The sequence below is a fragment of the Nocardia sp. CA-136227 genome (assembly GCF_050955695.1).
Taxonomy (GTDB): domain Bacteria; phylum Actinomycetota; class Actinomycetes; order Mycobacteriales; family Mycobacteriaceae; genus Nocardia.
In genome coordinates, this window is record NZ_CP192081.1 from 412326 (window position 1) to 436327 (window position 24002).

23 protein-coding genes are annotated in these 24002 nt (G+C 68.6%); 13 read left to right on the forward strand and 10 right to left on the reverse strand.

Annotated features, from left to right (window positions below):
• Positions 1-5: 5 nt before the first annotated feature.
• A complete protein-coding gene (locus tag ACQP06_RS01880) occupies positions 6-971 on the reverse strand; it encodes a metallophosphoesterase (protein ID WP_379280235.1) in 966 nt (321 codons plus the stop codon).
• 83 nt (positions 972-1054) lie between these two features.
• Between ACQP06_RS01880 and ACQP06_RS01885 the strand changes: the two genes are divergently transcribed.
• Positions 1055-1519 (forward strand): GatB/YqeY domain-containing protein, encoded by a 465-nt coding sequence (locus tag ACQP06_RS01885; RefSeq protein WP_357087687.1) that lies wholly within the window; start codon positions 1055-1057, stop codon positions 1517-1519.
• An 87-nt stretch (positions 1520-1606) separates the two neighbouring features.
• Here ACQP06_RS01885 and ACQP06_RS01890 read toward each other — a convergent pair whose 3' ends face one another.
• Positions 1607-3973, reverse strand: a complete 2367-nt coding sequence (locus ACQP06_RS01890) for a penicillin-binding protein (protein WP_433670025.1) — start codon at positions 3971-3973, stop codon at positions 1607-1609.
• Between the two features lie 323 nt (positions 3974-4296).
• Between ACQP06_RS01890 and ACQP06_RS01895 the strand changes: the two genes are divergently transcribed.
• Positions 4297-4620 (forward strand): WhiB family transcriptional regulator, encoded by a 324-nt coding sequence (locus ACQP06_RS01895; protein WP_033089817.1) that lies wholly within the window; start codon positions 4297-4299, stop codon positions 4618-4620.
• 147 nt (positions 4621-4767) lie between these two features.
• Here ACQP06_RS01895 and ACQP06_RS01900 read toward each other — a convergent pair whose 3' ends face one another.
• A complete protein-coding gene (locus ACQP06_RS01900) occupies positions 4768-5943 on the reverse strand; it encodes an ArsA family ATPase (protein WP_433670027.1) in 1176 nt (391 codons plus the stop codon).
• A gap of 2 nt (positions 5944-5945) precedes the next feature.
• The gene (locus tag ACQP06_RS01905) at positions 5946-6965 is read right to left on the reverse strand and encodes an ArsA-related P-loop ATPase (protein ID WP_433670029.1); all 1020 of its coding nucleotides are present in this window, start codon (positions 6963-6965) and stop codon (positions 5946-5948) included.
• Positions 6966-7235: 270 nt separating this feature from the next.
• Here ACQP06_RS01905 and ACQP06_RS01910 point away from each other — a divergent pair, with 270 nt between their 5' ends.
• The 3 genes from ACQP06_RS01910 to ACQP06_RS01920 all read left to right on the forward strand — a co-directional run bounded on the left by ACQP06_RS01910 (position 7236) and on the right by ACQP06_RS01920 (position 8745).
• Entirely contained in the window at positions 7236-7400 is a 165-nt protein-coding gene (locus tag ACQP06_RS01910) for a hypothetical protein (protein ID WP_404204436.1), read from the forward strand.
• Positions 7400-7855, forward strand: coding sequence for a RidA family protein (locus ACQP06_RS01915; RefSeq protein ID WP_404204432.1), 456 nt, complete (start codon positions 7400-7402; stop codon positions 7853-7855). Before ACQP06_RS01910 ends, ACQP06_RS01915 begins: the two co-directional genes overlap by 1 nt.
• 83 nt (positions 7856-7938) lie before the next feature.
• Positions 7939-8745 (forward strand): MBL fold metallo-hydrolase, encoded by an 807-nt coding sequence (locus tag ACQP06_RS01920; RefSeq protein WP_433670030.1) that lies wholly within the window; start codon positions 7939-7941, stop codon positions 8743-8745.
• A gap of 90 nt (positions 8746-8835) precedes the next feature.
• On the opposite strand, the gene ACQP06_RS01925 is transcribed toward ACQP06_RS01920, so the two are convergent.
• Complete coding sequence (locus ACQP06_RS01925; RefSeq protein ID WP_019044571.1) at positions 8836-9510, reverse strand: Crp/Fnr family transcriptional regulator; 675 nt, start codon at positions 9508-9510, stop codon at positions 8836-8838.
• Positions 9511-9780: 270 nt separating this feature from the next.
• Positions 9781-10023 carry a hypothetical protein gene (locus ACQP06_RS01930; RefSeq protein WP_033089361.1) on the reverse strand — a complete coding sequence of 81 codons (243 nt, stop codon included), beginning with the start codon at positions 10021-10023 and terminating at the stop codon, positions 9781-9783.
• Positions 10024-10315: 292 nt separating this feature from the next.
• Between ACQP06_RS01930 and nth the strand changes: the two genes are divergently transcribed.
• From nth to ACQP06_RS01950, 4 genes are read left to right on the forward strand one after another with little or no spacing between them, the layout of a single operon-like run.
• Positions 10316-10996: an endonuclease III gene (nth, locus tag ACQP06_RS01935; protein WP_433670032.1), complete on the forward strand. Its 681-nt coding sequence runs from the start codon at positions 10316-10318 to the stop codon at positions 10994-10996.
• Positions 10993-11649, forward strand: coding sequence for a TlpA family protein disulfide reductase (locus ACQP06_RS01940; RefSeq protein ID WP_433670033.1), 657 nt, complete (start codon positions 10993-10995; stop codon positions 11647-11649). The genes nth and ACQP06_RS01940 overlap by 4 nt, the downstream gene beginning before the upstream one ends.
• Before the next feature lie 37 nt (positions 11650-11686).
• Entirely contained in the window at positions 11687-12415 is a 729-nt protein-coding gene (locus ACQP06_RS01945; RefSeq protein ID WP_433670034.1) for an NUDIX hydrolase, read from the forward strand.
• Positions 12412-13605, forward strand: a complete 1194-nt coding sequence (locus tag ACQP06_RS01950; RefSeq protein WP_433670036.1) for a MarP family serine protease — start codon at positions 12412-12414, stop codon at positions 13603-13605. Before ACQP06_RS01945 ends, ACQP06_RS01950 begins: the two co-directional genes overlap by 4 nt.
• Before the next feature lie 63 nt (positions 13606-13668).
• Here the strand turns inward: ACQP06_RS01950 and ACQP06_RS01955 are convergent, their stop codons facing one another.
• From ACQP06_RS01955 to acs, 4 genes are all read right to left on the reverse strand, one after another.
• On the reverse strand, positions 13669-14616 hold the full coding sequence (locus tag ACQP06_RS01955; protein ID WP_433670037.1) for an alpha/beta fold hydrolase: 948 nt from the start codon (positions 14614-14616) through the stop codon (positions 13669-13671).
• A 23-nt stretch (positions 14617-14639) separates the two neighbouring features.
• Positions 14640-15152, reverse strand: coding sequence for a phage holin family protein (locus ACQP06_RS01960; protein WP_433670039.1), 513 nt, complete (start codon positions 15150-15152; stop codon positions 14640-14642).
• A 41-nt stretch (positions 15153-15193) separates the two neighbouring features.
• Positions 15194-16417: a Na+/H+ antiporter NhaA gene (nhaA, locus tag ACQP06_RS01965; protein ID WP_433673211.1), complete on the reverse strand. Its 1224-nt coding sequence runs from the start codon at positions 16415-16417 to the stop codon at positions 15194-15196.
• 205 nt (positions 16418-16622) lie between these two features.
• Positions 16623-18569 (reverse strand): acetate--CoA ligase, encoded by a 1947-nt coding sequence (acs, locus tag ACQP06_RS01970; protein ID WP_433670041.1) that lies wholly within the window; start codon positions 18567-18569, stop codon positions 16623-16625.
• A gap of 208 nt (positions 18570-18777) precedes the next feature.
• Here acs and ACQP06_RS01975 point away from each other — a divergent pair, with 208 nt between their 5' ends.
• Genes ACQP06_RS01975 through ACQP06_RS01990 form a run of 4 tightly spaced genes read left to right on the forward strand, consistent with a single transcriptional unit; the run spans position 18778 to position 23950 of the window.
• Positions 18778-20379: a peptide ABC transporter substrate-binding protein gene (locus ACQP06_RS01975; RefSeq protein ID WP_433673212.1), complete on the forward strand. Its 1602-nt coding sequence runs from the start codon at positions 18778-18780 to the stop codon at positions 20377-20379.
• Positions 20380-20383: 4 nt separating this feature from the next.
• Entirely contained in the window at positions 20384-21310 is a 927-nt protein-coding gene (locus ACQP06_RS01980) for an ABC transporter permease (RefSeq protein WP_357087656.1), read from the forward strand.
• A gap of 13 nt (positions 21311-21323) precedes the next feature.
• Positions 21324-22283 (forward strand): ABC transporter permease, encoded by a 960-nt coding sequence (locus ACQP06_RS01985; RefSeq protein ID WP_433670042.1) that lies wholly within the window; start codon positions 21324-21326, stop codon positions 22281-22283.
• Complete coding sequence (locus tag ACQP06_RS01990) at positions 22280-23950, forward strand: dipeptide ABC transporter ATP-binding protein (RefSeq protein ID WP_433670044.1); 1671 nt, start codon at positions 22280-22282, stop codon at positions 23948-23950. The genes ACQP06_RS01985 and ACQP06_RS01990 overlap by 4 nt, the downstream gene beginning before the upstream one ends.
• Positions 23951-24002: the final 52 nt, after the last annotated feature.

Sequence of the window (24002 nt, forward strand, 5' to 3'; positions counted from 1 at the left end):
CGGATTCAGTGGGCGACGGCCTCCGAGGACGCGGCCCGGCCGCGCCCCGACTCGGCCACCGGCTTCTTCGGCGGCGCGCCGACCAGCGTCAGCAGCGTCGCCTCCGGGCGGCAGCAGAACCGGTACGGAGCCCACGGCGAGGTGCCCAGACCGGCCGACACGTGCAGCCGGGTGTGCGCGCCCCAACGCGACGCGCCCTTCACCCGGGCCCGGTCGATCCCGCAGTTGGTCACCAGCGCGCCGAAACCGGGCACGCACAGCTGCCCGCCGTGGGTGTGCCCGGCCATCACCAGGTCGTAGCCGTCGGCCGCGAACCGGTCCAGCACCCGCGGCTCCGGCGAGTGGGTGAGCCCGATGCTCAAGTCCGCCAGCGGATTCGGCGCGCCCGCGACGGTCTCGTAGCGGTCCCGCTTCAGGTGCGGGTCGTCCACGCCCGCGGTGGAGATCTTCACGCCCGCCACCTCGATATCGCGGCGCACGTGGGTCAGGTCCAGCCAGCCGCGCTCGGTGAACGCGGCCCGCATGTCCTGCCAGGGCAGCGGCTCGCCGTAGACGCGCTTGTGGTCCTTCTTGAAGTACTTGAGCGGGTTCTTCGGCACCGGCGCGAAGTAGTCGTTCGAGCCGAACACGAAAATGCCGGGGCGCCCGAGCAATCCGCCCAGCGCCTGCACCACGGCGGGCACCGACTTCAGGTGCGAGAGGTTGTCCCCGGTGTTCACCACCAGATCCGGTTCCAGTCGATCCAGCTCGCGTAGCCACGCCTGTTTCAACTGCTGCCCGGGCATCATGTGCAGGTCGCTGATGTGCAGCACCCGCAGCGACGGCTTGCCCGGTTCCAGCACCGGCAGCGTCGCCTCCCGCAGGGTGAAGGCGTTGCGCTCGATGAGCGTCGCGTATCCGATTCCGGCGACCGCGGCCCCGGCGGCTCCCAGGGCGGCACGGCTGAGGGCGGTGGTCGAGAAGACGGGCATTTGCCCAGAATAGGCGACCCGACGGAGAAACATCGAGTCAAATGAGCTGGACCACGATAGAAGTCCCTCGTAGCGTGTCGCTCATGTCGGAACTCAAAACCACGCTGCGCACGGATATGACCGCCGCGATGAAGAGCAAGGACGCGCTGCGCCTAGGCACCCTGCGGATGCTGCTGTCGGCGATCCAGAACGCCGAGGTCGCCGGACCCGAGGCGCGCGAGCTCTCCGACCCCGAGATCATCGCCGTCCTGCAGAAGGAGGCGAAGAAGCGCAACGAGGCCGCCGTGGTCTACGAGCAGGCCGGGCGTGGCGAGCTCGCCGCCAACGAGCGCGCCGAGGAATCGATCATCGACGAGTACCTGCCCACCCAGCTCACCGAGGCCGAGGTCGGCGACATCGCCGACACCGCCATCGCGCAGGTCGCCGAGCAGCTGGGCGAGCGGCCGGGCATGCGGCAGATGGGTCAGGTCATGAAGGCCGCGACCGCGCTGGCCGCCGGGCGCGCCGACGGCACCCGGATCTCCGCGGCCGTGAAGGCCCGCCTCTGAGACGGTTACGACGGCGGTTCATGCGGTACCGCTATTAAATACGAAAGGCCCGGAGCGAATGACTCGCTCCGGGCCTTTCGTATCCGGCTAGCGCGGGATGGGAATCGGGATCGGGATCGGCGGCAGCGCCGGGATCGTGATGCCCGGCAGCCCCGGCACCGTCGGCGGTGCGTTCGGCGGCGTCGGCACCGGCAGCTGACTTCCGTCGCTGACGTACATGGTGATCACCGAGCCGGGAATCGCCGAGCCATTGGGCGACACGTTCATGACCGTGCCCTTGCCCGCGCCCGGCTGTGTCACCACCGACACCTGGAAGCCCGCGCCGACCAGCGCCGCGTTGGCCTCGGCCTGCTGCATGCCGATCACATCCGGGATCTGCGAGTTGTTCGATCCGCGCACGTACTTGTCGTCGACCGGCGGCAGCGCGGCCGGCGGGAACCGATCGAGCACGTTCTTCATCGCGCCCAGGTAGGTGCGGGCCGGCTCGTTACCGCCGTACAGGTTTCCGCTGCCGCAGCTGCGCAGCGGGAACGAGCAGATCTCACCGGGCGTCGGGCTGTCGCCGTAGACGTAGGAGGCGCCCGCGAAACCGTTGGTGAAGGCCAGGAAGGCCGAGGACCGGTGACTCTCGGTGGTGCCGGTCTTCGCCGAGGTCGGAATGTTCCAGCCGACGGAATGCGCGGAACCGGCACCGGTGCCGCTCACCACGTCCTGGCCCAGCGCCACCGCGAGGGTATTCGCCAGACCCGGGTCGACCACCTGCTCACACGCCTGCTGGGTCAGCGGCACCTGCTTGCCGCTGCGGTCGATCACCTCCCGGATCGGGGTGGGCGGGCACCACTTGCCGCCGGAGGCCAGGGTGGCGGCCACATTCGACAGCTCCACCGGGTTGATCGCGACCGGTCCCAGGGTGAACGAGCCCAGGTTCTGATCCTTGATCATGTCCGCGAGGCTCTGGTTCCCGTGGCCGGAGGTGCCGGGCAGGGTGTACGAGCGCATGCCGAGCCGGATCGCCATGTCCACGGTCGGGGCCACGCCGACGGCCTGGATCAGCTTGACGAAGGCCGTGTTCGGCGAGGTGGCCAGCGCCTCGGTCACCGACATCGAACCCTTGTAGGCGCCCGCGTTCTTCACGCAGTACGTCTCGGGCGGGCAGCCGGGCGTGCCGGAGTTACCCATGCCCTTGGCGGAGAAGAACGCCGGAACATCGAGGGTGGCGTTGATGCCCAGGCCCTTCTCCATGGCCGCGGCCGTGGTGAAGATCTTGAAGATCGAGCCCGCGCCGTCGCCGACCATCGAGTACGGCTGCGGCTGCACGGTCTGATGCGCGCCCGCGTCCAGGCCGTAGACGCGGCTCGAGCCCATGGCCAGCAGCGGATGCGAATCCTGGCCGGGGGCGATGATGTTCATGACCTCGGCGATGTCGTCGAGGTTCGGGTTGGTGTTGGCGGCCAGCGAGTCCCGCACCTGGTCCTGCACGGCCGGGTCCAGGGTGGTCTTGATCAGGTAGCCACCCTTCTCCAGCTGATCGCGGCTGATGCCGGCGTTGGTCAGGTACTGCATCGCGTAATCGCAGAAGAAGCCGCGGTCGTTGGCCGCGATGCAGCCGCGCGAGAGACCCTTGGGCTCGGGCAGCACGCCCAGGCCCGTGTCCTTGGCCTTACGGAACTCCTCCGCCCGGCTGGGCACGTTCTGGATCAAGGTGTCGAGCACGGTGTTCCGGCGCTCCAGCACGCCCGTGGGGTTGGTGTACGGGTTCAGCTTGGAGCTGGACTGCACCATGCCGGCCAGCATGGCCGACTGCGTCATGGTCAGGTCCTTGGCGTCCACGCCGAAGTACGTCTGCGCGGCGTCCTGGATGCCGTAGGAGCCGTTGCCGAAGGGCACCAGGTTGAGATACCGGGTGAGGATCTCGTCCTTGGTGAGCCGCTTGTCCAGCGTCAGCGCCATCCGGATCTCACGGATCTTGCGGGCCGGGGTGGTCTCGGTGGCGGCGCGGCGCTCGGCGTCGGTCTTGGCCACCACGAGCAGCAGGTAGTTCTTCACGTACTGCTGGTCGAGGGTCGAGCCACCTTGGGAGACCTGGCCGCCGGAGGTGTTGGTCAGGAAAGCCCGGAAGGTGCCCTGCCAGTCCACACCGTGGTGGTCGGCGAAGCGCTTGTCCTCGACCGAGACCAGGGCCAGCTTCATGTTGTTGGAGATCTTGTCGCTGGGCACCTCGAAGCGGCGCTGCTCGTACAGCCAGGCGAAAGGCGTCCCATTGGTGTCCACCATGGTCGAGACCGCGGGCACGCTGCCCTCGACAAGTTCGGCGGAGACGTTGTCGACGGCGTCGGCGGCCCGGTTGGAGATGAACCCGAAGCCACCGGCCAACGGGAACAGCAATCCGGCCAGCAGCACGGCTGCCAAGACGCACGCGCCTGCCAGTCTCCAGAGCGTTCGTGTGATCGGCACGGGCCCTAGCCTAATTGGCCTTTCGGACACTCGGTGTTCGCCCGCCATGGGTGTCCTTCCGTCCCCACACGGGTGTCCTTTCGTCCCTAAAGGTACGGACTGCCCGGTTCTTGGCAACGAATGCGTGGACGGACGTACCAGAAAATCTCGGGACGGTCTTGCGCAGGCCGCACACCTTTACCTAGATTGAGAACCCAGTGTGATAGAGCTAACACTCAAAGTGGAATGTGGTGCAGAACGCAGTGGGGTTGGGTAACTGCGCGCTGCACTCGCGATTCTGGAGCGCCGTGACCCGGTGTTCGGACTGCAAAGGGGCACACCAAATGCACATGACTACCCCGATCGCTCGATTGGACGTGGAGCAGGCCGAAGCGAGAATCGCCTGGGTTTCCCAGGCCCGATGCAAGGAAGTGGATCCCGACCAGCTGTTCGTGCGTGGCGCGGCACAGCGCAAGGCCGCAACCATCTGCCGGCACTGCCCGGTGCTGATGGAGTGCGGTGCTGACGCCCTCGACAACCGAGTCGAGTTCGGTGTGTGGGGCGGTATGACCGAGCGGCAGCGCCGTGCGCTGCTGAAGCAGCACCCGGAGGTGACGAGCTGGGCGGACTTCTTCCGCGTCCAGCGATCACAGAAGGTAGCGATGTAAGCGAGTATCCCTTACCTAGATCCCCCCTATAAGCAGAACGGATCGAGCCCGCGGGAGCGGGCTCGATCCGTGTCCGGGGTCGGATCGGGCATTTCAAACCAAAGGGTCGAAAGCCGAAAACCGAGCCGAGGGCTCGGCGGGTCCGCGTCAGGCGGGCTTGTCGCCGGCCTCGACGAGCTGGTCACCGACGGCGCGCAGCGCCTCCAGATCGGCCACCTCGAAGGGCAGCGCGGTGACGGCCACGATGGGCACGCTCGGGTGAGCGCCCGTGAACCGGTGCAGCAGATGCTGTTCCCGCTTGGCGGTGGCGGCCCGATGGGCGTGGATGCGCAGCACCGCGGCCGCGAGCGCCTCCGGCGTCTCCACCTCGGGTTCCGGCGTCGCACCGTTCTCGGATTCCGGCACCAGGCGATCCGCAGCGACCTGCGCCTGCTCGGCGGACATCGAGCTCAGGACCGGGTGGGTGCGGTTGAGCACCAGTCCGGCCATCGGCATCTTGTCGGTCGAGAGCCGGTCCACGAAGAAGCTGGCCTCACGCAGCGCGTCCGGTTCGGCCGCGGCCACCACCAGGAAGTGGGTGCCCGGCCGGGACAGCATCGCGTAGGTGCGGTCGGCCCGATCCTGGAAGCCGCCGAACATGGATTCCAGTGACTGCAAGAAGACACTGGCGTCTTTGAGAAGCTGGCCGCCGACGATGGTCGAGACACCGCGCAGGGCGAGGCTCATGGCGCCCGCGACGAACTTCCCGACGCCGCGGCCCGGGGCCATGATGACCCGGATCATCTTGCCGTTGAGGAAGTTGCCCAGCCGCTTCGGCGCGTCCAGGAAGTCCAGGGCGTTCCGCGAGGGCGGGGTGTCGACCACGATCAGGTCCCATTCCCGCTTGGCGGCGAGCTGCCCGAGCTTCTCCATGGCCATGTACTCCTGCGTGCCACCGAAGGAGGACGCCACGGTCTGGTAGATCGGGTTGGCGAAGATCTGCTCGGCCTTGTCCGGGGTGGTGTGCTCGAGCACCATGTCGTCGAAGGTGCGGCGCATGTTCAGCATCATGGCGAACAGTTCGCCCTCGGCCTCCGGCCCCAGCTCGACCTTCTGCGGCACATTGCCCAGATCGCTGACGCCCAGTGACTGGGCCAGGCGGCGGGCCGGGTCGATGGTCAGCACCACGACCTTGCGGCCGGCCTCGGCCGCGCGCAGCGCGATGGCCGCGGCCGTGGTGGTCTTGCCGACGCCGCCGGAACCGCAGCACACCACGATCCGCGCCGACGGGTCGGCGATGATCTTCGAGATATCCAGGGGCACAGTGCCTGCCGGAACGACCATGACTAGCGAACCCCCTGCGCGCTCAAGACTTCGGCCAGCTCGTAGAGCCCGCCCAGATCCATGCCGTCGGTGAGCGACGGCAGGTACAGCCGCGAGATGTCGAGCTGGGACAGCTCGGCGGCGCTCTCGTCCTGGGCGGCCAGGCGTGCGGAGTGCTCGACGGTCTCGGTGATCAGGCCCTGGAAATCGGCCTCGGACAAGGTGACCCCGGCCTCGGCGAGCCCGGCCTTCAGGGCGTCGACGTCGACCTCGCCGAGGGCGGCCCGTTCGCGCACGTTGCGCGGCAGGTAGCCCTCGCTGGCCCGGTTCACGATGACCGTGCCGATGTTCAGGTCGTTGGCGGTGAGCTCGGCGACCGCGTCGGCGGTCTCCTGCACCGGCAGCGCCTCCAGCAGCGTGACCAGGTGGATCATGGTCTGCTCGGAGTGCAGCAGCTTGGACACGCCTTCGGCCTGCGAGGCGATCGGCCCGCCGCCGGCGATGTCGGCCATGGCCTGGGTGACGTCCAGGAAGCTGGCGATCCGGCCGGTCGGGGGCGCGTCGATGACGATCTCGTCGAAGGCGGGCTTGCCGGACTTGTCGGCCCGCACCGCGCATTCCTTGATCTTGCCGGTGAGGATGACGTCCCGCAGGCCCGGCGCGATGGTGGTGACGAACTCGATGGCCCCGACCCGGCGCATGGCCCGGCCGGCGAAGCCCAGGTTGTAGAACATGTCGAGGTATTCCAGGAAGGCGTGCTCGACGTCGAGGGCCAGCGCCATCACCTCGCCGCCGCCGTCCGCGGTGGCGATGCGAGTCTCGGTGGGCGGCAAGGGCGGCAGATCGAACAGCTGCGCGATGGACTGTCTGCCCTCGACCTCGACCAACAGCACCCGGCGCCCCCCGGCGGCCAGTGCCAGCGCGAGCGCCGCGGCGACCGTCGACTTCCCGGTGCCCCCCTTCCCGGATACGTAATGCAGGCGGGCCTTGTCCGCCCGCTCCGGCCAACCTGCCTCGACCCCCGGCTCAACCGAAACGGGCACTGCTATCGGTACTCCCACGCTCGCGAGCCTATAACTCGTTCCGTATTCCTGCCCACAGGCGCGACAAACTGTCTGATACACCACTTCTGGTTCGCGGCCCGCCTCGGCCTGGACTGCGCTCCGCCTCCCCGCGCTTGGAGCGGAAACGGGAGCGGAGCGAAGGAGCGGAGGAGGGAAGGCCGAGGTTACGAGGGCCGCGAACAGCCGTAGCGAAGCGGAGGCAGATGGGGTGCAGCACTGGGGGAACGCGGCCGGGGCTACTCTCAGCGCATGAGTGAAGTGACCGTGTGGGAGTACGCGACGGTGCCCCTGTTGACCCATGCCACCAAGGCCATCCTCGACCAGTGGGGTTCCGACGGCTGGGAACTCGTCACCGTGCTGCCCGGACCGACCGGTGAACAGCACGTCGCCTACCTGAAGCGGGCGAAGAACTGATGACCTGGGCCGAGAACCTGAAGGAGCTCGGACTCGAACTGCCGGTCGCGCCGAAGCCGGTCGCGGTGTACGTGCCGGGCGTCCGGACCGGCAACTACGTCTACACCTCCGGCCAGCTGCCGTTCGTCAACGGCGAACTGCCGCTGACCGGCAAGCTCGGCGCCGAGATCACCATCGAGCAGGGCGCGGAGATGGCCAAGCTGGCCGCGCTCAACGCGCTCGCGGTGGTGCACGACCTGGTCGGCCTCGACAATGTCGTGCGCATCGTCAAGGTGGTCGGCTTCGTGGCCTCGGCGGCGGGTTTCAACAGTCAGCCGCTGGTCATCAATGGCGCGTCCGAGCTGCTGGGCGCGGTCCTCGGCGAGGCCGGGGTGCACGCCCGCTCCGCGGTCGGAGTCAACGAGCTGCCGCTGAACACCCCGGTCGAGGTGGAGCTCATCGCCGAGGTGCGATAACCCCGAAATGCTTGGGGCACAGTCGAAAGCGTGATGCGTCCAACACTGGACGCATCACGCGCGGTGCATTAGGACGGAAAAGTATGACGCTCACCCACCCCGCGTACGAACAACTGCGGCAAGTGACTCCGTCCGCCGCCGTCGTCCTGGCCGACAACCCCAGCGGAATGACATTGCAGGGCACCAACACCTGGCTGCTCCGCGCCCCCGGCGCCACGGAATACGTTGTGGTGGACCCGGGTCCGAAGGATCGCAAGCACACCGAGGCGCTGGTCCGCGCGACCGGCGGCGAGATCGTGCTGACCCTGATCACCCATGAGCACGCGGATCACACGGGCGGCATCGACCACCTGGTGAAGGCCACCGGAACCCCGGTGCGCGCCAAGGGCTCCGACTTCCTGCGCGGCTCGGGCACGGTCCTGGCCGACGGTGAGGTCATCGAGGCGGCCGGCGTGCGCATCACCGTGCTCGCCACCCCCGGTCACACCGGGGATTCCCTGAGTTTTCTGGTCGACGGCCCGGACGACGAGCGAGTCCTGCTCACCGGCGACACCGTCCTGGGGAGTGGGACCACGGTCCTCGAATCCTCCGACGGCGCGCTGGCCGCGTACCTGGATTCGCTGAATCGCCTGGTGTCGGTGGCTCCCGGCCGTACCCTGCTCCCGGCGCACGGCCCGGACCATCCGGATGCCGAACCGGTCATCCGCTACTACATCGCGCACCGCGAGGAGCGCCTGAACCAGGTGCGCGCGGCGCTGGAGAAGCTGGGCCCCAACGCCAAATCCCTGCAGATCGTCGCCGAGGTCTACGCCGATGTCGACAAGCGGCTCTGGCCCGCCGCGCGCAGTTCGGTGAAAGCCCAGCTGGCCTACCTGCGTTCGCAGGGCTAGGCACACGGTTCGCACGGAAACGCGAAAGGATCGGGCACCGCTACGGAGGTGATGCCCGATCCTTCGACGTATTCGTTTGTCCGTCTCGCGTCAGCGAGCGCGGCGCGCCAGTCGCTCCGAGTCGGAGATCAGCACGCTCTTGCCCTCGAGCCGCAGCCAGCCGCGGTGCGCGAAGTCGGCCAAGGCCTTGTTCACGGTTTCGCGGGAGGCGCCGACCAGCTGGGCGATCTCTTCCTGGGTCAGGTCGTGGGTCACCCGCAGGGCGCCCGCTTCCTGGGTGCCGAAGCGCTGGGCGAGCTGCAGCAGCGCCTTGGCGACACGACCCGGCACGTCGGTGAAGATCAGGTCGGCCAGGTTGTTGTTGGTGCGCCGCAGGCGGCGGGCGAGCACCCGCAGCAGCTGCTCGGCGATCTCCGGACGCTGGTCGATCCACGCCTTGAGCGCGTCCCGGTCCATGGTGACGGCTCTGACCTCGGTGACGGTGGTGGCCGTCGAGGTCCGCGGGCCCGGGTCGAAGATCGAGAGCTCGCCGAACATGTCGGACGGGCCCATGATCGTCAGCAGGTTCTCCCGGCCGTCGGGGGAGCGGCGGCCGATCTTCACCTTGCCCGAGGTGATGATGTACAGCCGGTCGCCGGGCTCACCCTCGTTGAAGATGACGTGGCCGCGCGGAAAATCAACGGGCTGTAGTTGTTTGGCGAGAGCGGCCACCGCGGTGGGCTCGACGCCTTGGAAGATGCCTGCTCTGGCGAGGGCCTCGTCCACGAATGTGCTCCTTATGGGAAATGGCTCTGTCCTGGACCGAAACGACTCGGCCGACAGTGCAGTCTACTTTGCATTACCGCCGGGTAGTGATAGACACCACGCGCCGAGCTGATACTCGGATACGCGGAGCCCCAGTACGCGACACACAACGCAACGTGCGACACGCTTCATACGAATCTACGACACGCCGTGAGACCGGCGTCATGAAGATCGTAAAAAGTGGTCCGGGGCTCGAAGCCACCGGACCACCCGACCGCCGACCCGCCCGGGTCAGCTGGCCTGCGCGACGTCCATTCCCTTGGCCGCGGGCCGGGCCCGCCGGGGCCGCGCGGCGGCGGCCGGCAATCCCAGCTTGGTCAGATCGCTGACCTCGGCATTCGTGGCTCGATCGAGGTACTGCTGGACCTCCGGGTCGGGTTCGAGCAACTTGCGCAGTCGATTCTCGACCCGTTCCATCACCAACGCGAACAGCATCAGCGCTATCGGAAACAGCACCACAGCGAGTCCTTGCATAGGCAGCAGTAAACACGCCGAAGGTCTCAGATGGAACACGGGAGGCCCGCTGGCCGGTTGTGACGGAGTGCGGGTTCCGTAAGGTGGACGCGTGCGTGTCACTGAATCCAACGCGGCCCTGAGCGGGGCAGACCCGGATAATTCGGGCCTCGCGACAGCGAAATCGGACGCTGCCACGGTTCCTGCCGAGGCCGCGGTCGTTGTCGCGGATGCGCCATCGTTCACGCGCCCGGCCAAAGCGCGCAAGCGCGACAAAGAGACTCGGACCGGCCTGGTCAGGCGCGCGCGGCGGATGTATCGGGAAATGACTCGGGAGTTCCCGGACGCGCACTGTGAGCTTGATTTCACTACGCCGCTCGAATTGGCGGTCGCCACAATTCTTTCCGCGCAGTGCACCGATGTGCGGGTGAACCAGACCACACCGGCATTGTTCGTGAAGTACCGCAGCGCACGCGATTACGCCGAGGCCAATCGCGCCGAGCTGGAGGAGTACATCCGGCCGACCGGCTTCTATCGGAACAAGACCAATTCGCTGATCGGGCTCGGCCAGGAACTGGTCGAGCGATTCGACGGAGAACTGCCCGGCACCCTGGACGAGCTCGTCACCCTGCCCGGGATCGGGCGCAAGACCGCGAATGTCGTTCTCGGCAATGCCTTCGGGGTCCCCGGCATCACCGTCGACACCCACTTCGGGCGGCTGGTGCGGCGCTGGGGCTGGACCGCCGAGGAGGATCCGGTCAAGGTCGAGCACGCCGTCGGCGCGCTGATCGAGCGCCGGGACTGGACCATGCTCTCGCACCGGGTGATCTTCCACGGCCGCCGCGTCTGCCATGCCCGCAAGCCCGCGTGCGGCGCCTGCCTGCTGGCCAACGACTGCCCGTCCTTCGGGACCGGGCCGACCGATCCGGCCGAGGCCGCCAAACTCGTGAAGGGCCCGGAGACCGAGCACCTTCTCGAACTGGTCGGCCTGTGAGCGCCGAGGCGACGCGGGGCAACACCTGGTGGCGCTGGGTCCTGGTGGCGGTGATCGTCGCCGTGGCGGCCGTCGTCGCGCTGTGGCCGCAGCTCACCCGCACCGATGACAAGAGCACCGCCACCGGGTCGACCACCGTCCCCGCCGAACCGGCGGTCGCCGAGGCAGATCGGGCCGCGGCCGCGCTGGCGTCCTGCCCGCTGCCCACCGGCGCGCCCGTCGGCGACACCCCGCTGCGTGGCATCACCTTGGACTGCCTGGCCGACGGCAAGCCCGTGGACCTGGTCGCGGCGCTGGCGGGCAAGCCCGCCCTGATCAACCTGTGGGCCTATTGGTGCGGCCCGTGCGCGGAGGAACTGCCCCTGCTGCAACAGTTCTCGCAGCAGGCGGGGACCGCGCTCACCGTGCTGACCGTGCACAGCGATCCCGGCACCGGCAAGGCGCTGTCGCGGCTGAGCGGGCTGGGCATCCACCTGCCGGGTGTCGTGGATCCGAACTCCAAGGTCCGCGCCGCCGTCGGAGCGCCCGCCGTGCTGCCGATCTCGGTGCTGTTGCGCGCGGACGGCACCGTTGCCAAAGTCGTGGTGCGCCCGTTCCGCAGCGTCGAGGACATATCCGATACCGTCGCGGCCGAATTGGGAGTCCGGGCGTGAGCGCGGCCGGTCCGCGGTTTTCGGTGAGGGTGTGGTGATGAGACTCGAGGCGTCCAGCAATGGGATTCCGGCCTGGCTACGCGGGGTGGCCGAGCATGATCCGGCCGACCCCACCGGCGTGAACCCGGTCCTGCGCCGCAGCGCCATGCGGCGCTTCGCCGCCGCCGCGACCCGGCCCCGGGACGCGGCCGTGCTGGTGCTGTTCGGCGGATCCCCGGAGGCGGATCCCGCTACGCCGGGCGGACTTCCGGCCGACGCCGACGTGCTGCTCACCCAGCGTGCCGCCACCCTGCGTCAGCACAGCGGCCAGGTGGCGTTCCCCGGCGGCGGGGTGGAGCCGCAGGACGACGGCCCGATCAGCACCGCCCTGCGCGAGGCCAACGAGGAGACCGGCCTCGATCCGGCGAGCGTGGAGCCGCTCGCGGTGCTGCCCAAGATCTTCGTGCCGCCGTCGCGGTTCGATGTGACGCCGGTGGTCGCCTATTGGCGCACGCCCGGCGCGGTAGGCGTGGTGAGCGAGACCGAGGCGGCCCGGGTGGCGCGGGTGCCGGTGACGGAGCTCATCGATCCGGCCAATCGTTTCGTGGTGCGGCATCCGCTGGGTTATATGGGCCCGGCGTTCACCGTGGACGGAATGCTGGTGTGGGGGTTCACCGCCGGCGTGCTCGCCGGACTGCTGGCGGTATCCGGGTGGGAACACGAATGGGACCATCACGATGTACGTGATCTGCAGGCCTCGCTGGCCGCGGTAGGGATGACATTATGAGCGCCTCTGGCTGGCTCGACCTCGGCATCATCATTCTGGCGTTGCTCGCGGCCACCTCCGGGTGGCGGCAGGGCGCGGTCGCCTCGGCGCTCGCCTTCCTGGGCGTCATCCTGGGCGCGGTGGCCGGAATCCTGATCGCGCCGCACATTCTGAAGCACCTCAGCGAGGGCCGGACGCGGGTGCTGGTGGGCGTGCTGCTCATCGTGGCGCTGGTGATCATCGGCGAGGTCGCGGGCATGGTGCTCGGGCGGGCCGCGCGCGGCGGCATGCGGGATCCGTTCACCCGCAGCGTGGACAGCGTGGTGGGCGCGGGCCTGCAGGCGGTGGCGGTGCTGGCCACCGCGTGGCTGCTGGCGCTGCCGCTGACCAACTCCTCGCAGCCGGGCATCGCGGCCGCGGTCACCAACTCCCAGGTGCTGCGCAATGTCGACCATGTCGCGCCGGACTGGCTGCGGCGGGTGCCGACCGACTTCTCCAACCTGCTCAACACCTCCGGGCTGCCGGACGTCATCGGCCCGTTCGGGCATGTCCCGATCACCGCGGTGGAGCCGCCCGACGCCAGCGTGCTGCAGCTGCCCATCGCCCAGCAGTTGCAGGGCAGCGTGCTGCGCATCCGCGGCATCGCGCCCAGTTGCCAACGGCAGCTGGAGGGTTCGGGCTTCGTGGTGGCCCCGGAGCGGGTCATGACCAACGCGCACGTGGTGGCGGGCACCAACAGCGTCAGCGTGGACACCGCGCGCGGCGCGCTGCCGGCGACCGTGGTGCTCTTCGATTCGCAGAAGGACGTCGCGATCCTCGCGGTGCCGGGCCTCAACGCCCAGCCGCTGGCGCTGGCCCCGAAGGACGCCGGCACGGGCGAGAGCTCCATCGTGCTCGGTTACCCCGGCGGCGGGCGCTACACGGCCAGCGCGGCCCGGGTGCGCGAGACGCTGAACCTCAAGGGCCCCAACATCTACCGCGACGCCGACGTCAAGCGTGAGGTGTACACCATCCGCGGTCAGGTCCGGGCCGGTAACTCGGGCGGTCCGCTGGTGGATACCGATGGCCGGATCCTGGGCGTGGTGTTCGGCGCGGCCGTCACCGACGACGACACCGGGTACGTGCTGACCCTCGACGAGGTGAAGCCGGAACTGGATGCGGCGTCGAACCAGTCGACGGCCGTCGGCACCGGCAGCTGTGTGCTGAGCTGATCGAGACCGAAAGCGGCCCCCGGCGAACTGATTCGCCGGGGGCCGTTGTCGGTGGTGGGCCGGTCAGGCCAGCAGTTTCGCGATCTCCGCGGTCACCGGTTCCGGATTCTCCTGGTGCGCATAGTGACCCGCGCCGGGAATCTCGACCAGCTGCCGCTCCGGCGACAGCTGCCGTCCCCGGTGGATGGTGCCGGGCAGGATATAGGGGTCGCGGTCGCCGTACATCGCCAGGGTCGGCACCCGCACGGGCTCGCTCATGGCGGACATGAATCGCCGTCCGTCGGGCCGCCATTGGCTGCGGAAGGCCCAGCGCTGGTATTCCAGCGCACAGTGCGCGGCACCGGGGATCCGGATGGCGGTACGCATGCGGCGGGCGGTGTCGGCGAATTCCTCGGTGGCCGAGAACCGTTCGCTGACCCGGTCGCGCAGCTGGAGTTCGATCTCGATGCCGTCGTCGCGGGTGAGCCGATGCTCGGGCAGGCGCGGCAGCTGGTAGCGCAGGAAGCCGGGCAGCCAGGCCGAGCGTTGCGCGTCGTCGCGCAGCACGGCTCTTTTCAGCGCCACCGGGTGCGGGGAGCTGATCAGGGCGATGGACCGCACCACCCGGGGGTGCAGGACCGCGGTGGCCCAGCACACCAGCCCGCCCTCGGCGTGCCCGACCAGGGTGGCCTCGGTGTGCCCGAGGGCCCGGACCAGTCCGGCCACGTCACCGGCGAGGGTCCAGCCGTCGTAGCCGCGCGGCGGCTTGTCGGTGTCGCCGTAGCCGCGCAGGTCCACCGCGACGGCGCGGTAGCCGCGCGCGGCCAGCCCGGTCAGCTGATGCCGCCACGACCACCAGAAATCGCCGAAACCGTGCAGCAACAGCACCAGCGGCGTGCTGGTTCCGGGCTGGGCGGGTTCGGGCGCGGCCTCGACGACGTGGAAGCGAATGCCGTTGGCGCGCACGTCGCGATGGGTCCACGGCCCGTCATAGCGGACTGCGGACGGATCCGGCTGCGATTTCGACGACACGCCGAAGGAGCGTAATCGAAGGTCTAGGTCCGGGGCTTGCCGACTGCCGTGGCGTCCACCGCGTGCTCGTCGGAGTGGCTGAAGCTGCTCGACAGCAGTGTCTGGGTCTCCTTCAGCGAGCCGATGGTCTTCTCCGGCGCCCGCAGTTTGCGCACCTTGAGGTAGCCGAGCAGCGCGAAGGCCGCGACCGCCGCGATCATCAGCAGGAACACCACCAGGAACGCGGCCCAGCGGTACAGCCACACGTCGAGCAGTTCGGCGAGGAAGAAGAAAAAGAAGAAGGAGCTGAAGAGCAGGATGGTCAGCGCCAGGATGAAGAAGACGCTGCCCTGCAGGCCCTTCTTGATCTCGCCGGTGACCTCGGTCTTGGCGAGCTCCACCTCGGCGCGCACCAGGGTCGACATCTGCTCGGTAGCGTCGCGGACCAGACTGCCGATGGTGGCCGACTGATGGGCGTCGATATCGGACAACGGAATCGAGGTGACGGTGCGGGTGCGGTTCCCGTCGTAGCCGTTACCGCCCTGTGTGAAGCTCAATTGCTCGACCCTTCTCCATGTCCCGGTAGTACGTTCCGGTGTCACTCTTGACTTTGCAGTGCGCGCTCGTCACGTCGTGCCTGGTGAGCACGGCCACGACGCAACAGTAGCGCCGAACCGGCCAGGGAAGCCGCCAAAGACGTGAGCAACACAGCCGCTTTCGCGAGTTCTGCCGCCGACCCGTCGCCGACGTCTTCCAAGGCCAGTTCTGCCACCAAGAGGCTAACGGTGAAGCCGATCGCGCCCAGTACCGACAGGGCGAACATGTCCCGATACCCGAGATCTCCCGGTCGTTCGGCGATCCTCAACCGCACGGCGAGCCAACTGAATCCGAAGATACCGACTGTCTTGCCGACCAGTAGACCCAGGATGATGGCCAGCGACATCCGGTTGGTGAACAGCTGCGACAGCACGGCCGAATCCAGCGGGACGCCGGAGGCGAACAGCGCGAACAGCGGCACGCACAGCGCCGCGGAGATGGGCTGGAAGAAGTGCTCGAGCCGGGCGGCGGGCACGCAGTGCTCGTCCTCGCCGGGATCCGGGCGCACCCGGGTGAGCAGGCCGCACGCGACGCCCGCCAGGGTGGCGTGAATCCCGGCCTCGTGCAGGGCGTACCAGGAGAGCAGGCCCAGCGGCACATAGAGGAACGGGGTGCCGATCCGGAACCGCTGGCCCAGTGCCCAGCCCGCGAAGCACAGGAAGGCGATCAGCAGCCACAGCATCTTCAGGGTGGTGGTGAACAGCACCGCGATCAGGATGATGGCGATCAGGTCGTCCACCACGGCGAGGCTGAGCAGGAACACCCGGGCGCCGGCCGGGATCCGCGACCCGGTCATGGCCAGCACGGCCAGCGCGAAGGCGATGTCGGTGGCGACCGGGATCGCCCAGCCGCGATCCATGCCCTCCACGCCGTGCCCGACCACCATGGCGATGACCGCGGGCATGATCACGCCGCCGATCGCGGCCACGATGGGCAGGGTGGCGCGTTTGCGATCGGCGAGCTCGCCGACCACCAGCTCGCGTTTGAGCTCCAGGCCGGCGACGAAGAAGAAGATGGCGAGCAGGCCGTCCTTGGTCCAGTCGGCCAGCGTGAGGTCCAGGTGGAGGGCGGGAATCGCGAGCTTGGTGTCGACCATGGTGGTGTAGCTCGCGCCCCACGGCGAGTTGACCCAGATGAGCGCGCTCGCGGCGGCGATGAGAAGGAGTGCGCCACCGAAGGTTTCGGTTCTCAGATAGCGCGTGAGCTCCGATCGGACCTGAGTGATCACCGGGTGCACCTTTCAGCCGTACGTTCGACAGAACAGCGGCGTGCACACCACTGACGGGATCAACGGCACAACCGCATGCCGACCAGACTTCCCGGCACACCTTTTGCGCAATTCTAACGGTTTGCCCGGAACTTCTTGACCATCCCACAGCGGCGAGGCCCCCCGATCAGCGATCGGAGGGCCTCGCCCGGGGTGCTACCGGTTACGCCTTGCCGGCCCGGATGGCCTCGAAGACGTTGGGGTCCACCAGGGTTGAGGTGTCGCCCAGTTCGCGGCCCTCGGCGACATCGCGCAGCAGGCGGCGCATGATCTTGCCCGAGCGGGTCTTCGGCAGCTCCGGCACCACGTGGATCTCCCGCGGGCGCGCGATCGGGGAGATCTCGCGGGAGACCTCGGCCTTGAGCTCGGTGATCAGATCCGCGCCGGTGTCCTTGGCCTCGGCGGTCAGGATCACGAACGCCACGATGCCCTGGCCGGTGGTGTCGTCGGACGCGCCGACCACCGCCGCCTCGGCCACGCCCGAGTGCCCGACCAGCGCGGACTCCACCTCGGCGGTCGAGATGCGGTGGCCCGACACGTTCATCACGTCGTCGACGCGGCCGAGCACCCACAGGTCCCCGTCCTTGTCGAGCTTCGCGCCGTCGCCGGCGAAGTACCAGCCCTTCTCGGCGTAGCGGGACCAGTAGGTGTCCACGTAGCGGTCGTTGTCGCCCCAGATGCCGCGCAGCATGGACGGCCACGGCTCGTCGAGCACCAGGTACCCGTTGGCCTCGGTCTCGCCCAGCTGGACCGGATTGCCCTCCTCGTCAACGACTTTCGCGGAGATACCGGGCAGCGGGGTCATGGCCGCGCCCGGCTTGGCCGAGGTGACGCCGGGCAGCGGGGAGATCATGATGGCGCCGGTCTCGGTCTGCCACCAGGTGTCCACGATGGGAGTCTTGTTGCCGCCCACCACGTCCCGGTACCAGCGCCAGGCCTCGGGGTTGATCGGCTCACCGACCGAGCCCAGCAGCCGCAGGCTCGACAGGTCGTGGGCGTCAGGGATCTCGCGACCCCACTTCATGAAGGTGCGGACCAGCGTCGGCGCCGTGTAATAGATGCTTACGCCGTACTTCTCGATGATCTGCCAGTGCCGGTGCTCGTCCGGGAAGTTCGGGGTGCCCTCGTAGACGATCTCGGTGGCGCGGTTGGCCAGCGGGCCGTACACGATGTAGCTGTGCCCGGTCACCCAGCCGATGTCGGCGGTGCACCAGTACACGTCCTGGCCCGGCTTGTGGTCGAACACCTGGTGGTGGGTGTACGCCGCCTGGGTCAGGTAGCCGCCGGAGGTGTGCAGGATGCCCTTGGGCTTCCCGGTGGTGCCGGAGGTGTAGAGGATGAACAGCGGGTGCTCGGCGTCGAAGGCCTGGGCCTCGTGTTCGGGGGAGGACAGCGCGACCGTCTCGTCCCACCACAGGTCGCGGCCCTCGGTCATCTCGGTGTCGAGGCCGGTGCGGCGCACCACGAGCACGTGCTCGACGGTCGAATCGCCCTCGGCGAGCGCCTCGTCCACGGCCGCCTTGAGCGGGGCCGCGGCGCCGCGCCGCCACTGGCCGTCGGTGGTGATGACCAGCTTGGCCGCGGCGTCGTCGACGCGCTGGCGCAGGGCGCTGGGCGAGAAGCCCGCGAACACCACCGAATGGGTCAGGCCCAGGCGGGCGCACGCCAGCATCGACACAATGGCCTCGGGGACCATCGGCATGTAGATGGCGACCCGGTCGCCGGCGACCAGGCCCAGGCCGGTCAGGTAGTTGGCGGCCTTCGACACCTCGGCCAGCAGGTCGGCGTAGGTGAGGTCGCGCGAATCGCCCGGCTCACCCTCCCAGTGGATGGCGACCTGATCGCCGTGCCCGTCGAGTACGTGCCGGTCCACACAGTTGTAGGCGACGTTCAGCTTGCCGTCGGCGAACCACTTGGCGAAGGGGGCGTCGGTCCAGTCCAGCACCTGGGTGAAGGGCTGATGCCAGTGCAGGCGGCGCGCCTGCTCGGCCCAGAAGTCCTCCCGGTCGGACTGGGATCGAGCATAAAGAGAGGCGTCGCCATTGGCGGCGGCCGCGAACTCAGCGCTGGGCGGATAGGCATCCAGGTGGTCTGCGGATGTCTCGGTCATCTCGTCTCTTCTTCTCTCGCGTGCAAGCCGCGTGGGTGACGACGGCCACGTCCGACCCTAACCGACTGTGACCTGGGCCGGGCTTCGCTGTCTCGATCGGTGGGGCGGCCCCGGGGACACACGGTGATGCGATCCCCTGACAAGGGCGGTGAGGGTCACTACTGTCCCTGTCACCGACAGCGGCTCGAGGCGGGAGAACGCGTTGAGAATCAGAGGGATCGCCGTGCTGGCCGCCGTACTCGCGCTGATCGCGGGCGCGAGCCTGACCGGATGCGCCGTCACTCCGGCCTACGGCGACATGATCGCCGTCAACGGCAGCGAACCGCAGAATCCGCTGATCCCGTCCAATACCAACGAGAACGGCGGCGGGCGCATCGTCGACCGGCTGTTCGCGGGACTGCGCTACATCGACCAGCGCGGCGCGCTGCACGACGAGGTGGCCGAATCCATCGACACCACCGACCAGCAGCACTACCGGATCACGCTGAAGCCCGGGTGGACCTTCGGCGACGGAACACCCGTCACCGCACACTCTTTCGTGGACGCCTGGAACTACGGGGCGCTGGTCACCAACGCGCAACTGCAGAGCTACACCTACGGGCCGATCGCGGGATTCGCGGACGTGCAGGCGGATCCGCCACGCGCGCAGACCATGTCGGGGCTGAAGGTGGTCGACGACCTGCACTTCACCGTCGACCTGGTGGCGCCCACCATCGACTTCCGGACCCGGCTGGCCTACGCGCCGTTCTATCCGCTGCCCGCCGCCGCTTTCAAGGACATGAAGGCCTTCGGGGAGCACCCGATCGGCAACGGCCCCTACCGATTCGCCGACGGCAATGCCTGGCAGCACGACGTCCAGCTCACCGTGGTGCCCAACGAGAGCTACCGGGGTGGGCGGCCGCCGCGCAACAAGGGCCTCACCTTCGTGTTCTACTCCAACTTCGACGCCGCCTACTCGGATCTGCTGGCCGACAACCTCGACGTGCTCGACACCATCCCCGACAGCGCCATCGCCGTCTACAAACACGATCTCGGCGACCGCGCGATCGAGGCCCCGACCGCGCAGAACCAGTGGCTCGGATTCCAGCCCAACATGGCGCATTTCGGTGGCGAGGAGGGACGGCTGCGCCGACAGGCGCTCTCGATGGCCATCGACCGCGCGCAGATCGGGCGGAAGATCTTCCACGGCACCCGCATTCCCGCTCGCGACTTCACCTCCGCGGTGCTGCCCGGCTACAACCCGGATCTGCCCGGCTCGAACGTCCTCGACTACAACCCGGCCGAAGCGGCGCGGCTGTGGAGCCAGGCCGACGCCATCGCGCCCTGGAGCGGGCGCTTCGAGATCGCCTACAACGCCGACGGCGGCCACCAGTCCTGGATCGACGCCCTGGCCAACAGCATTCGCAACACGCTGCACATCGACGCGGTCGGCGCGCCCTACCCGACCTTCAAGCAACTGCGCGACCAGATCGTCCACCGCACCATCGGCAAGGCCTTCCGCTACGGCTGGCAGGGCGACTACCCGACCATGCTGCAATTCCTCGAACCCGGCTTCGTGACCGGCTCGGAGACCAACGACGTCGACTACAGCAACCCGGAATTCGACCGGCTGCTCACCGCCGCCGAAGCCGCGCCCACCGAACAGGAATCGTGGAAGCTGGTGGGGCAGGCCCAATCCGTGCTGCTGCACGACCTGCCCACCATCCCGGTCTTCGACTACATCAACTCCGCCGGCTACTCCAAACGCGTCCGCGATGTGGTCATGACCTGGAACGGCCTGGCCGACTTCGAGAACATCGAGCTGAGGTGACCTGATGGCCTGGTATATAGCGCGGCGGCTGCTGCAGATGATCCCGGTGTTCTTCGGCGCGACGCTGCTCATCTACTTCCTGATCTGGAAGGTCACCGGCGGGTCGGTCACGGCGCTGGCCGGGCAGCGCACGCTGACACCGGCGCTGGAAGCGCAGCTGAAAGCGCAATACGGTCTGGACAAACCGTTCTGGTGGCAATACCTGCACTACCTGAAGGGCATCGTGACCCTCGACTTCGGCACCTCGTACTCGGGACGGCCCGTACGTGAAGTGCTCGCCCGCGCCTTCCCGATCACCTTCCGGCTGGCGCTGCTCGCGGTGTTCTTCGAGGCCGTGTTCGGCATCGCGTTCGGCGTGATCGCCGGACTGCGCAAGGGCGGCTGGTTCGACTCCACCATGCTGGTGCTCAGCCTGCTCGTGATCGCCATGCCCATCTTCGTGATCGGATTCCTGGCCCAGTTCCTGTTCGGCGTCACCTGGCATCTCGCGCCCGTCACCGTCGGCTCCGACGTGAGCATCCCGCGGCTCGTCCTGCCCGCGCTGGTCCTCGCCTCGCTGTCCTTCGCCTACGTGCTGCGGCTGACCCGGAACTCGGTGGCGGAGAACAAGGACGCCGACTTCGTGCGCACCGCCACCGCCAAGGGCCTGCCGCGGCGGCGGGTGGTCGTGGTGCACATCCTGCGCAACTCGCTGATCCCGGTGGTCACCTTCGTCGGCGCCGACCTGGGCGCGCTCATGGGCGGGGCCATCGTCACCGAGGGCATCTTCAATATCCCCGGCGTCGGCGGCACCCTCTACCAGGCCGTGGTGCGCGGCGAGGCGCCGACCGTGGTGTCCTTCGTGACCGCGCTCATCGTCATCTTCCTGCTCTCCAACCTGATCGTGGACCTGCTCTACGCCGTGCTCGACCCGCGGATCCGCTATGCCTGACGGGAGCGCCGACATGCCCGAAACCTCACCGCCCCGGCGTGATCCGCGACCCGGCCAGGAACGCTGGGTGGCGCCGCCCGACGCCGTCGAAGTGGTCGCCACCGACCGGGTCGACGTGCACGGCGCGCCCGCCGGATTCTGGGGCTCGGCCTGGCGGCAGCTGCGCCGCAAGCCGCTGTTCCTGGTCTCGATGGCCATCATCGTGCTGGTGCTGCTGGTCGCCGTCTTCCCGGGGCTGTTCACCGGACAGGATCCGCGGCACTGCGTGGTGGATTTCAGTCTCGCCCCGCCGAATCGGGACCACTGGTTCGGCTACGACCTGCAAGGCTGCGACATCTACGCCCGCACCATCTACGGCGCGCGGGCCTCCGTGCTCACCGGCGTCGGGGCCACCCTGCTGTTCCTGCTCGTCGGCGGCAGCCTCGGCGCGCTCGCGGGATTCTATGGGGGACCGCTGGATTCGATCATCTCCCGGATCGCCGAGATCGTGTACGCCATCCCGCTCATGCTGGCCGCCATCGTCCTCATGCAGCTGGCCGGGCACCGCACCATCTGGGTGGTGATCGCCATCCTCGCGGCCTTCACCTGGCCGCAGGTCGCGCGCATCGCCCGCGGCTCCGTGCTCGCCGCCAAGGGCAGCGACTACGTGCTCGCGGCCGAGGCGCTCGGGGTGTCGCGATTCCGGATCCTGGTGCGGCACATCATCCCCAACGCGCTCGGACCGGTCATCGTCGTGACCACCATCTGGCTGGGCGTCTTCATCGTCACCGAGGCCACCCTGTCGTTCCTCGGCGTCGGACTGCCGCCCACCGAAGTCTCCTGGGGCGCGGACATCGCGGCCGGACAGCGGCAACTGCGCGCCGGATCGCTCATCCTGTTCTACCCGGCCACCGCGCTGGCATTGACCGTGCTCGGCTTCATCATGCTCGGCGACGCCCTGCGCGACGCACTCGACCCCAAGGAGCGACGATGACCGAGCCCCTGCTCGACATCCGGGACCTGCGAGTGTGTTTCGGATCCGGCGACAACCGGGTCGAGGCGGTGCGCGGGGTGAACCTCACCGTGTACCCCGGCCAGACCGTGGCCATCGTGGGGGAGTCCGGGTCCGGGAAATCCACCACCGCGCACGCGGTCATCGGACTGCTGCCCGGCGGCGGGCGCGTCGAATCCGGCAGCATCCTGTTCCAGGGGCGGGATCTCGCGGGAGCATCCGAGTCGGAGCTGGTCGCGGTGCGCGGCAACGGGATCGGATTCGTGCCGCAGGACCCCATGTCCAACCTCGACCCGGTATGGAAGGTCGGATTCCAGATCTCGGAAACCCTGGCCGCCAATGGCATCGCGCGCGGACGTGCCGCCCGGCAGCGAGCGGTGGAACTGCTCGCCGAGGCGGGGATCAAGGAACCCGAACGGCGGGCCGGCCAGTACCCGCACGAATACTCCGGCGGGATGCGGCAGCGCGCGCTCATCGCCATCGGGCTCTCGGCGCGGCCCACACTGCTCATCGCGGACGAACCGACCTCCGCGCTCGACGTCACCGTGCAACGCCAAATCCTCGACCACATCGACGAACTGACCCGCGAACTCGGCACCGCGCTGCTGCTCATCACCCACGACCTCGGGCTCGCCGCCGAACGCGCCGAACACCTGGTGGTCATGTATCGCGGGCGGGTGGTGGAATCCGGACCGGCCGCGGAGATCCTGCGCGATCCGCGCCACGAATACACGCGACGACTGGTGGCCGCGGCGCCCTCGCTGGCCGCGCGGCGCAGCGCCACCACCACCGAACGCGCCGCCTACCGGGACCTCGCCATCGACGTGGCCGACGCCGAAGCGGCCGACGTGCCCGACGACATCGTGGTCGCCGAGGGGCTCACCAAGCGGTATCGGGTGCGTGGATCGGTGCCGTGGAAGCACACGGAATTCACTGCGGCCGAGGACGTCTCGTTCCGGCTGCGGCGGGGAACCACCACCGCGCTGGTGGGGGAATCGGGCTCGGGCAAGACGACGGTGGCGTCCCTGGTACTCGGATTGGACACGCCCACAGCGGGTTCGGTGTACTTCGACGGCAAGGACGTCGCCGAACTCGCCCGCCGGACGCCGCTCGCCTTCCGGCGGCGGATCCAGCCGATCTTCCAGAACCCGTACGGGTCACTGGATCCCACCTACTCGATCCATCGAGCCATCGCCGAACCGCTGCGCACCCACCGCATCGGCACCCGCGAGTCACGCGACGCCCGTGTCCGGGAACTCCTGGACCTGGTGGCCCTGCCGTCCGCCGTCGCCGCCCGCTATCCGCGCGAATTGTCCGGCGGCCAAAGGCAACGCGTCGCCATCGCCCGCGCGCTGGCGCTGGAACCCGAGCTGATCGTGTGCGACGAGGCCGTGTCCGCGCTCGACGTCCTGGTGCAGGACCAGATCCTCGAGCTGCTCAACACCCTGCAGGCCGAATTCGGGCTCTCCTACCTGTTCATCACCCACGACCTCGCGGTGGTGCGGCAGATCGCCGATTCGGTCCTGGTCATGCAGGACGGGAAGGTGGCCGAATCGGCGCCCACCATTGACCTGTTCGCGAACCCGCGGTCGCCGTATACCCAGCGCCTGCTCGAAGCCATCCCCGGCCGTGATCTGCATGTGAGCTGACGGGCCCGGGGTACGAGGTGGTGGCCGGGGCGCTGGTGACCAGCCAGTAGCC